The sequence below is a fragment of the Nesterenkonia massiliensis genome (assembly GCF_000455245.1).
Classification (GTDB): Bacteria; Actinomycetota; Actinomycetes; order Actinomycetales; family Micrococcaceae; genus Nesterenkonia; species Nesterenkonia rhizosphaerae.
Map to the genome: position 1 here is coordinate 1 of NZ_HG005165.1, position 2,191 is coordinate 2,191.

4 protein-coding genes are annotated in these 2,191 nt (G+C 58.8%); 2 read left to right on the forward strand and 2 right to left on the reverse strand.

Annotated elements, in window-relative coordinates; genetic code table 11:
- A partial coding sequence (locus tag TX78_RS00005; protein ID WP_044492608.1) for a hypothetical protein occupies nucleotides 1-840 on the reverse strand: 840 nt, incomplete at its 3' end.
- The gene (locus TX78_RS00010) at nucleotides 837-1,313 is read right to left on the reverse strand and encodes a hypothetical protein (protein ID WP_044492609.1); all 477 of its coding nucleotides are present in this window, start codon (nucleotides 1,311-1,313) and stop codon (nucleotides 837-839) included. The genes TX78_RS00010 and TX78_RS00005, both read right to left, overlap by 4 nt.
- A gap of 158 nt (nucleotides 1,314-1,471) precedes the next feature.
- Between TX78_RS00010 and TX78_RS13885 the strand changes: the two genes are divergently transcribed.
- Nucleotides 1,472-1,846, forward strand: coding sequence for an NAD(P)H-dependent oxidoreductase (locus TX78_RS13885; protein WP_049897236.1), 375 nt, complete (start codon nucleotides 1,472-1,474; stop codon nucleotides 1,844-1,846).
- A 40-nt stretch (nucleotides 1,847-1,886) separates the two neighbouring features.
- Complete coding sequence (locus TX78_RS13890) at nucleotides 1,887-2,102, forward strand: NADPH-dependent FMN reductase family protein (RefSeq protein ID WP_049897237.1); 216 nt, start codon at nucleotides 1,887-1,889, stop codon at nucleotides 2,100-2,102.
- Nucleotides 2,103-2,191 lie beyond the last annotated feature (89 nt).

Genomic DNA, 2,191 nt, shown 5'->3' on the forward strand with positions numbered 1-2,191 from the left:
AAATTCGATATACCCAGTGCAGGGGATGATGCATTCGGTGCACAACGCGGTCTCGTTCTGGCACTGTCTGAAGAGTTCGGAGTCGGCGGGGACATTGATCTCCACGGACGTCAGCCGTGCCTCAGGATCGCGTGGCCGGGCGACAATCGCCACCGCAGGCGCACTGACGATGCGTTTAGCCACTCTTTGTGCCGGGACGACGACTCGCTCGCCGTCCCGGTGCTCGCGCCTCTTCTCGAAGCATGCAGAGCACGAGTTGCTTGAGCGATCTACGAGGACCTCGTACTCTTCGTCTGGGATATGCGGGCATGTGTCGAACCGTTCGTTGCAGATTGAGCAGACCCATTCGGTGACAATCTCCGGCGAGAATCCCCATCTTTGATGCGCGATCCTCACGGGGCAGTCACTCTGAACATGGCCGTCCTCGACCCGGAGCCTGCAACCAATAAAGCCGAATCGCAGCTGTGATGCCTGGTGGACGAGTTCGTGCGCGGTCTCGCGCAGTTCGGTGTCCTCAAGGTAGTTCAGGGCTTTTACTGCGTTTTTCACCGCTGCTTCAATTGGTTCTTGAAGTTGCTCTTCGATCACCTCAGCGAACGTCTCCCGAATTTCCGTCCAACGACGTACGACTGCATCGACGTGCCTATGGTCGGCTTCCTTGTCGTCCCTTAGCTGTACGACGGGGAGCTTGTAGTCTTCAAGGACTTTCTCGACAGCTGCCATTTCAGCCTGTGCACTTTTGAGGAATTTCTCGCCGTTGCTGCGCAGGTACTCATTTCTATAAGGCCCACTCTCAGGCGCGGCCAACCCGGCCCTCATCAGTAGCGCCTTCACTTTCACGGCTCGGGGTTGAGTTTCTTCATAGCTTCGAGGACGCTGTGAGGATCGCCTGAGATCTTCACTCCCTGGGCCACCGTTGTGGGTGTCTTGATGTAATCAATTTCGAGGTGGACCTGGGTCGTATTCAGATTCTCCTCCGTGACGCCCTTCCGCCTAGCAGCGAGTTGGATAAGGGCATAAATCCCTTGAATTGTCGACGGCACCAAGCCGAGAACTGCCACTGTCAAGGTTACGACCTCAAGGCCCGAGGAGAAGTGCTCAACGAACTCGCGGTCTTCCTCGGGTACTGCGTACTCAACGGCGAGGCCGTCCCTCATCGCCTGCTTGATGAGGATCGCGTCTGCTCCCCTATAGGCATGTTTTCCGTCGCGATCCTGCGAAGCTGGGAGGAGGTAAACGGTGCCCGACTCTGGACTGCTGATGTGGATGCCGGAGACAGGCTTCCGGGGCTGAATCAAGGCTTCAGTCTGCATATCCGCAACTCTAATCCAGCTATTCTCCGAAGCAAGAGTCAAGGGGCACATTCCCGGTGACGTGACACCACTATTCTCAGTTGCATACGTGGGTTTTTCTAGTCCGGGGCATCTTGCATCGATCTGCAAGAGGCGTGCCCCTCTGGAATGCCTGCGTGATGCAGGGAGTCTGGGGCGGTCCGCTGGCTGGTGATCATCCTGTGATTGGGAGCAGCGGAAGGAGCGCGGTGGCCGCCGGTGTGGGGTTGAAGTTGTTCCAGATCAGGTACTCAGAGCGACTGCGCCGAGTCACGGAGCTGGCACCAGCAGAGGTCATCGAGAAGAACCCCGAGTGGGCCGCGCACCTGGAAGCCACCGAACACATCGAGACCGCCACCCCTGAAGACCTCGTATGGGCCGATGGCTTCGTGCTCGGCACCCCGACCAGATTCGGCCAACCGGCCGCACAGATGAAACAGTTCATGGACACCAACCAGTGCCGCATGGGGGGCAGGACACCTCGCGGGCAAGCCCGCGACCCGGTTCACCAGTAGCTACGAACGCCATGGCGGGCAGGAGTCCACACTGCTGGCGATGTACCACACGCTCTTCCACTGGGGATCGCTCATCGTGCCCACCGGGTACCTCGATTACGACCTCTCCCACGCAGGCGGCGGCAACCCCTACGGCGTAAGTGCGATCATCGCCGAGGGCCCACCCAACGACGACGCCCTCGCACTAGCCCGCTACCAGACAGGCAGAATCGCCACTCTCGCCGATGCCCTCGCACCAACACGCGCCGCCTCATGAGTAGATAACGAGTTAGCCGAAGCGTTCTACTCAGCGTGTGGTAACGACTTCGTCGCGGAACTCAGGTCAAGATTGCGTGAAGGATTATT